Consider the following 8,443-nt stretch of genomic DNA (forward strand, 5'->3'; position numbering starts at 1 on the left):
CCCCGTACAAGTTGAAAGATAAAACAGCGTGCGAGTTTTGCGTTTTCAAACCGGTCTGCCAATTTGATGAGGCACTCTCCGGCAACGAATACCGGAAGCTTGCCCCGCAAACGAAGGAAGCGGTCATCGAAAAACTAGCGGAAGGGAAGGAAGGATAAATGAACGCCACGATTCGCCCGAAGCCGGCTGGGAGCCGATGGACGGATGAACAATGGAAGGCGATCGCCGCGGGCGGCCGAGACATTCTTGTCGCCGCGGCGGCCGGATCCGGGAAAACGGCCGTTCTTGTCGAGCGGATCATTCAAAAAGTGACGGCGGAAGAAGGAGCGGTCGATATCGATCGGCTGCTTGTCGTTACCTTTACCAATGCGGCAGCCGCGGAGATGAAAGCAAGAATCGGCGAGGCGCTCGAGCGGGAATTGGCCAAGCGTCCGCATTCGCTCCATTTGCGACGTCAACTCAGCCTGCTTCCCCGCGCCGCGATCTCGACGCTCCATTCCTTTTGCTTGGATGTCATTCGCAAATATTACTATTTGCTTGATTTGGATCCGTCGTTTCGCATCGCGGATGAAACGGAAATCGAGCTGTTGAAAGAGGATGTCCTTGAAGAGCTGCTTGAGGAGGAATATGGAAAGCCGGACAACGAGCGGTTTTTCGCTGTCGTGGATGCCTATACGGGCGACCGGAGCGATGCGGAGCTGCAGGAGATGATTGTCGCCCTTTATGAATTTTCCCGCTCCCATCCGGAACCAGATGAATGGTTGGCCGGTTTGACCTCGATGTATGATGTCGATGAACGAACAGATATAAAGACGCTGCCAGCAGCCCGCTATATCGCGCAACATGCTGCGATGGAGCTGGCGGCGGCCAGACGGCTGATCCGAAGGGCGCTTGAGCTTGCTGAAGAGCCGGGCGGACCGCGTCCGTACGCGGAGCGGCTGCGCGAAGATCGAGATATGATCGCTGATTTGGAAACGCGTCTTTCTGGACCGTGGGCCGAGCTGCATCGCGCGCTAAAGGCGCTGTCGTTTGGGCGGCTGCCGGCCTGCCGCGGCAAGGACTATGACGAGCGGCTGATCGACGAAGCCAAATCGTTGCGTGATCAGGCGAAAAAGAAAGTGGAGGCGCTGCGCGACAATGTGTTTTCGCTCGATCCATCCGTTTGGCTCCGCCATATGCGGGAAATGAAGCCGATCGTTGAAACGATCGCTAACCTTGTCCGCCGTTTTGCCGTCATGTTCCAAGCGGCGAAACGGGAAAAAGGAATCGTTGATTTTTCTGACTTGGAACATTATTGTTTGCATATTTTGCGGCGGCGCGATCCGGAAACGGGCGAATGGCAGCCTTCCCCCGCCGCCTTGGAATACCAGGCGCAGTTTGATGAAGTGCTTGTTGACGAGTATCAAGATACGAACCTCGTTCAAGAAGCGATTTTGCAGCTGGTGAAAAAAGGGAGCGAACGAACAGGCAATTTGTTTATGGTCGGCGACGTGAAACAGTCGATTTACCGATTCCGCCTTGCCGAGCCGATGCTGTTTCTGGACAAATACAAACGATTCACCGCAGACGGAGAAGAAGGGGGGATGAAAATCGATCTTGCGAGCAACTTCCGCAGCCGCCGCGAAGTGCTTGACGGGACGAATTTTCTGTTTGCGCAACTCATGGGGGAAACCGTCGGCGAAATGGTTTACGACGAAGCGGCGCAGTTGAAATACGGCGCTGATTACCCGGAAGGGGAGGATGCGGCGCCGGAAGTTATGATCATCAACCGGCAGCGTGCGGCGGAAGAGGACGAAGAGGAAGCGGCTGAATGGGAAGCGGCGGAGCTCGAGGCGCGGCTGATGGCGAAAAAAATCAAAGAGATCGTTTCCGCTCCGTTTTATGTATACGATCGTCCGAGCGGGCAGCCGCGGCGCGCCATGTACCGTGACATCGTCATCCTTGTCCGCTCGATGACGCATGCGCCGCAGATGATCGAGCAGCTGCAGGCGCAAGGCATCCCGGCGGCCGCGGATTTGTCATCCGGCTATTTTCAGGCGACGGAAATTTCGATCATGCTCTCACTGTTAAAAGTGATCGACAACCCGTACCAAGACATTCCGCTCGCCGCGGTGCTCCGGTCGCCGCTCTTTCGTTTTGACGAGAATGAGCTCGCCATGATTCGCCTCGCCGATCCAAAAGGCACGTTTTATGAAGCGCTCTGTTCGTTTCGGCAAAAGCCGGCGGAAACGGAAGAGGAGGCCAACGCCCAAAGGAAAGCGGCGGCTTTCTTAGAGCGGCTCGAGGGCTGGCGTACGATGGCGCGCCGCCGCTCATTAGCTGATCTCATTTGGCTGCTGTACCGCGATACGCAATTTTACGATTTTGTCGGCGCACTGCCGGGCGGCAGGCAACGGCAGGCGAACTTGCGCGCTTTGTACGACCGCGCGCGGCAGTACGAGTCGACGTCGTTTCGCGGCTTGTTTCGCTTTCTTCGCTTCATCGAGCGGCTGCAAGAGCGCGGCGACGATTTAGGGGCGGCCCGGCCGCTCGGCGAGCAGGAAGACGTCGTGCGCATCATGACGATTCACAGCAGCAAAGGATTGGAATTTCCGATCGTGTTTCTCGCCGGGCTTGCGCGTTCGTTTCATACGCGCGATTTGCATCACCCGTATTTGCTTGATAAAGAGCTGGGTTTTGCCGCCCGCTTTGTCCACCCGCGGCTGCGCATCAGTTATCCCACGCTGCCGCTGTTGGCCATCCAAACGAAAAAGCGGCTTGAACTGCTCGCTGAGGAGATGCGCATTTTGTATGTCGCGCTCACAAGGGCAAAAGAGAAGCTGTATTTGTTGGCGTCGGTCAACGATGCGGCCAAGGAGATTGAAAAATGGAAAAGCGCTGCTTCGGAACGCGGCTGGCTTCTCCCCGACGATGTGCGGGCTTCGGCCCGCTCCTACTTGGATTGGATCGGCCGGGCGCTCATCCGTCATCGTGATGGGGGGGCGCTTGCGGGAATGAAGGCGCCTGAAGAGGTCGCCTCCCACCCGTCTGTATGGCGTGTCTCCATCGTGCCGGCCGCCGATTTGCGCGGCGCAGAGGCTGCGAGGGAGGAGATGGATGGCGGCGTGCTTCTTGCCCTCGAACAAGGACGACCCGTTCCCGTAGAAGGAGGGTGGCGGAAGGAGGTCAAACGCCGCTTGTTGTGGCGGTATTCGTATGAGAAAGAAACGGCCGTGCGCGCCAAGCAATCGGTGTCAGAACTGAAAGAACATCGCGTGCTCTTTGGCGAGCAAGCGGACGAATGGCGGCCGCGACAAGGGACGGCTCCGGTGTTTTCTCGACCGCGTTTCATGCAGGAGAAAACATTGACGCCGGCCGAAAAAGGGACGGCGCTCCATATCGTCATGCGCCATCTTGATTTGCAGGCGCCGCTTGATGAATCGTCGATCCGCAGTCAGATCGTCCGCCTTGTCGAAAAAGAGCTGCTGTCGGCAGAACAAGCAGAGGTGGTCGATCCAGCGGCCATCGCTGCCTTTTTCACTGCAGATCTTGGCCGCCGCCTTTGCGCCGCCCGCGAAGTGCACCGTGAAGTGCCGTTCAGCTTGGGGCTTAAAGCGGCTGAACTGTACGGCGGCGAAGGGACGGAAAGCGGCCGGCGCGTCCTCGTGCAAGGGGTGATCGACTGCGTGTTTGTCGACGAATGCGGCTATGTGATGATTGACTATAAAACGGATGAAGTCGTCCACCGTTTTGCTGGGCAAAAGGAAGAAGCGGCTCGTTTTCTGCTCGGCCGCTACGGGACGCAAATGCGCTTGTACCGGCGGGCCATCGAGCAAATTTGGCGTGCGCCGGTGGCGGAATGCTATTTGTATTCGTTTGACGGCGGGTTTGTTGTGGCTGTTGAGTGATGCAAGGGGGGNAAGAGAGAATGCGGATTTTGCATACCGCGGACTGGCATTTTGGGAGAACGCTCGAGGGGCGGAGTCGGATGGCCGAGCAAGAGGCATTTGTTGATGAGCTTGTGGAGATTGTCAAGAAAGAACAAATCGACATCATCCTTGTGGCCGGCGACGTATTCGACTCCGTCAATCCGCCGGCGGCTGCGGAACAACTGTTTTATGAAAGCCTCGCCCGCCTGTCCGACAAAGGACGCCGCCCGGTGGCAGTCATCAGCGGCAACCACGACCACCCCGACCGGATCAGCGCTGCCCGGACGTTGATGTGTGCGCACAACATTTTTCTTTTCGGCCGCCCGCAAGCGGCTGTTTGCCGGATTGACGTTCCATCGTGCGGCGAAACGATGATGCTTGCTCCGTTGGCCTATCCGTCCGAATCGCGCCTCGCCGAGCTGTTGTCATCCGACTGTAAGGAGACGACGATGCGCGATCGGTACGATGACCGCATCCGCGCCCTATTAGCGGCGATGGCCGCCTCGTTCACGGCGGAGACCGTCAATATCGCGATGAGCCATCTTTACGTTGCTGGCGGACGTACGTCCGATTCCGAGCGGCCGATTGAAGTCGGCGGCGCTTATACGGTGGCGGCTGAGAGCCTGCCGAAAGCCGCGCAATATGTGGCGCTTGGCCATCTGCACCGGCCGCAGGATGTCAAGCAGGCAAAGACGGCCGCGCGCTATTCCGGCTCGCCGTTGGCGTACAGCTTTTCCGAAGCCGGTCAAGCCAAATCGGTCACGGTCGTTGACGTGCATCCAGGCGGGGCGGCCAAGGTGGCGGAGATACCGCTCGCTGCTGGCAAACCGCTCATCCGTTGGAAGGCGACAGAGGGGCTCGCTCAAGTATACCGCTGGTGTGAGGAAGGAAGAGACCGATCAAGCTGGATCGATTTGGAGATCCATGTGACCGAGTCGTTGACAATGGAAGAAATTGATCGGCTGCGTAAGCTTCATCCCGGATTTGTCCACATTCGCCCGGTGTTTCCCAATCGGGTGGAAGAGATGATGGAAATGAGCCGCGAGCCGCTTTCACTTGAAGAAATGTTTCACCGCTTTTACGAACGTCAGACTGGGGGACAAACGCCGGATGAAGAGCTTGTCCGCCTCTTTTTGGAGCTGGCGGCGGAAGAAGAGAAGGAAGGGGAGGGAGAATGAAGCCGATCTCGCTGACGATCGCCGGGCTTCATAGCTTTCGTGAAAAGCAGACGATTGATTTCACCGCACTGTGTGAGGGCGGTGTGTTCGGCATTTTCGGGCCGACTGGAAGCGGCAAATCAACGATTTTAGACGCCATGACGCTCGCCTTGTTCGGCAGCGTCGAGCGGGCGGCCAACCGCACGCAGGCGATCATCAACCACGCGGAGCAAGAGTTGTTTGTCTCGTTTACGTTTGAGCTGGAAAATGCGGCAGGAGCGAAACGGTATACAGTCGAACGAAGCTTAAAAAAAGTGGACGAATGGCGGACGCGCAGCGCCGTTTGCCGCCTGATCGAGCATCGGTCCGAGCCGGTCGTGCTCGCCGATAAACTATCGGAGGTGGACAAGGCGATCGAGCAATTGCTCGGCTTGACGATGGAGGATTTCACCCGGGCGGTCGTCTTGCCGCAAGGAAAATTTGCCGAGTTTTTATCGCTCAAAGGGTCGGAGCGGCGGCAAATGCTGCAGCGCCTCTTCCATCTTGAGCGGTATGGCGATCAGTTGAATAAAAAGTTGAAAGACCGGCTTGCCGCCGCTGAGCAAGAATGGGAAAAAATCGAAGCGGAAAAAGCGGGGCTCGGCGATGCTTCAAAAGCAGCGCTCGAGCAGGCAGAGGCGGATGTGCGGGAGCTCGCGGGGCTGTTTGCCAAGCGAAAAAAAGAGCTTGAGGAAGTCGAAGCAGATGTGGAACGAACAAAACAACGATGGGCGTGGCAGCAAGAAAAAGAAGCGGTCGAACAAGAGCTCGCCGCGCTGCGCCAACATGAATCCGTCATCCGCGAGCTTGAGGCGAAAAAGGAGCGCGCCGAGCAAGCAGAGCGCATATGGCCGTATTGGGAGCAGTGCGAGCAGGCATGTCGCTTGCGGGCAGAGGCGTTTCGTCGGTATGAAGGACTGGCGCGTCGGTTAGAGGAAGCCCAATTGAGCTATGAAGAAGCGGCGCGGCGTTATGAACGGGCGCGCCAAGAAAAGGCGCAGCGCGAACCGGAATTGCTCGTCCAGATGGAACGGCTGCGGCAGGCGGCGCAGCTTGAGCAGCAAATGGAAGTGCTTGGACAGGAGCTCGCAGCTCTTAGTGAAGAGAGGAAGCGACTCATTGCCCAGGAGAAGGCAGCTGCACGCCGGTTTGAAGAGGCGTCGGTCTGGTATGAGCGCGGCGCGAAGCGGCAGCGGGAGTTGAAAGAAGAACTGAAACAGCATGAAGAGGCGCTGGATGGAAAAGATGAGGCAGAGCGGGCGTACAGGCAGAAGCAGCATATTGAGCAAGCGGCGTCAGCCATCGCTCGCGTCGATGCCCAACTTCAGCAAAAGGAGGCCGTTTGGCGTCGGGCGAAAGAGGAAAAGTTGGAGCGGGAACGCCGATCAGCCGCTGTCGGCTCCCGGCTTCAAGAGCTGTTCCGGCGTGTGGAGCGGACGTATCGTTTCGTCTGCTGGCGGCAGCAGGATGCTGAAAAACAATTGTATACTTTGCAGAAAACCATGGAGGCGGAGCGACAGCGAGCCGAAGAAGCGCGGACGGCGCAACTCGCCTCCGCCTTGGCTGAGCGGCTCCGTCCCGGCGAGCCGTGTCCAGTGTGCGGATCGCGCGAGCATCCGCATCCGGCCGCCGCACCGCACGATGTCCAACTTGAGCGTCTGTCCGAGCTTGAGGCAGAGCGGCAGCGGTATGAACAAGATTGGCAAACGATCATTTCGTTCAAGGCGCAGCTCGAGCAGCTTGCCGAGCTGGCGGTAGGCCATGAAGCGCCGCCTGTGTTTGCCGAAAGCCGCTCGGTGGAGGAGGCCGTCGACCTCACTGTGGAAGTGCGGGCGCTTGCGCAAGATGTCATTGAATTGAAAGAAGCGGTCTACCGGGTGCTTGCCCAATGGAATGAAGCCGAGTCAGCGCGGCGCGAAGCGGAGAAAGCGTGCCAATGGATAGCGGCGGACATCGAAGCGCTGCAAGTTGAAAAGCAGCGGCTGGAGGAAGAGCGGCGGCAACTTGAACAGCAATGGCGGCAGATGTATCCTTTCCTTTCGCTTGAGACGATCGATGCGGTGTATGAACAGCTGCGTGAACGGGAAAACGTGCGGCGCGACGTGCAAAAACGGCTGGAGGACAGCGTGCTGTTTTTAGAGGAAAAACAGAGGGCGAAAGAGGAAGCGGCCAAAGAGCGGAGCCGGCTTGAGACGGAGCGGGTGCGTCTTGACTCGCTGATTAGCGCCAAACAGCAGCAATGGAACGAATATGAGCGGCAACGGGGCGAGAAGGCGGGGGAAGGTCCTGCGGCCGTGCAGCTTCAGAAGGCGGAGGACGAATGGCGCCAGCTGCAAAACGGCGAGCAACAGGCGTATGAGGCTTGGCAGCGAGCCCAGCGGGAATATCAAATGCTTGAAAGCGAAACAAAAGCAGCCAAGCAGGCGTGGGAAGAAGGCGTCCGCCGCGAAGAAGAGGCGCTCGCTCGCTGGCGCGGCGCGCTTTTGGACACCATGTTTGCCGATGCCGAACAAGTCAAGCAAGCGAAGGCGGAAAAAGCGCAGCGAGATGAATGGGATGAGGCAATCCGCCGCTATTGGCGCCAAATCGAGCAAGCCGAACATCGCCTCGCCCAGCTGGCCGCCGCCATCGGGGGGGCGGCGGTGAGCGCTGAACAATGGGAGACGATGCAGCGTGTATACGCCGAGTTGAAGGAGCAAGTGGAGGCGATGACGCAGCAGCTTGGGGCAGCTCAAGCGAAGGTAGAAGAGTTGAGAAAAAAACATAGCCGCTTTGTTGAACTGGAGGAGAAGCAGGCGGAGCTCAGCCGGCGCATCGAGCGGTATAAACAGCTGCAGGCGCTGCTTCGCGGCAACAGCTTTGTCGAATTTATGGCTGAAGAGCAGCTCGAGCAAGTAACCGCCATGGCTTCGGAACGGCTGCAGCGGCTGACACGGCACCGGTATTCGCTCGAATTGGATTCGCAAGGCGGGTTTCTGATCCGCGATGATGCCAATGGCGGCGTCAGACGGCCGGTATCGACGCTCTCGGGTGGGGAGACATTTTTGACGTCACTGTCGTTGGCGTTGGCGTTATCGGCGCAAATTCAGCTGCGCGGCGAGTATCCGCTCCGCTTTTTCTTCTTGGACGAAGGGTTTGGCACCCTCGACGCTGAGCTGCTTGAGACGGTCATTTCCGCCTTGGAAAAGCTACATACCGAGCAACTAGCGGTCGGCGTCATCAGTCATGTTCAAGAAATTCGCAACCGTCTGCCGCGACGGCTCATCGTCGAACCGGCTGAACCGTCCGGACGTGGCACGCGCGTCTGGCTGGAAATGATTTGACACTCCGCACGCCTAA

3 protein-coding genes and 1 pseudogene are annotated in these 8,443 nt (G+C 58.2%); all 4 read left to right on the plus strand.

What is annotated here, in order from left to right:
* Positions 1–158: pseudogene (locus VU18_RS18985) on the plus strand (ATP-dependent nuclease subunit B); the annotation flags it as partial.
* On the plus strand, positions 159–3,887 hold the full coding sequence (gene addA, locus VU18_RS02870) for a helicase-exonuclease AddAB subunit AddA (RefSeq protein ID WP_021322516.1): 3,729 nt from the start codon (positions 159–161) through the stop codon (positions 3,885–3,887). It abuts the pseudogene before it with no gap.
* Between the two features lie 20 nt (positions 3,888–3,907).
* On the plus strand, positions 3,908–5,086 hold the full coding sequence (locus VU18_RS02875) for an exonuclease SbcCD subunit D (protein ID WP_021322517.1): 1,179 nt from the start codon (positions 3,908–3,910) through the stop codon (positions 5,084–5,086).
* Positions 5,083–8,427: an SbcC/MukB-like Walker B domain-containing protein gene (locus VU18_RS02880; RefSeq protein WP_021322518.1), complete on the plus strand. Its 3,345-nt coding sequence runs from the start codon at positions 5,083–5,085 to the stop codon at positions 8,425–8,427. Before VU18_RS02875 ends, VU18_RS02880 begins: the two co-directional genes overlap by 4 nt.
* Positions 8,428–8,443: the final 16 nt, after the last annotated feature.

This window comes from Geobacillus sp. ZGt-1 (assembly GCF_001026865.1).
GTDB lineage: Bacteria > Bacillota > Bacilli > Bacillales > Anoxybacillaceae > Geobacillus > Geobacillus thermoleovorans.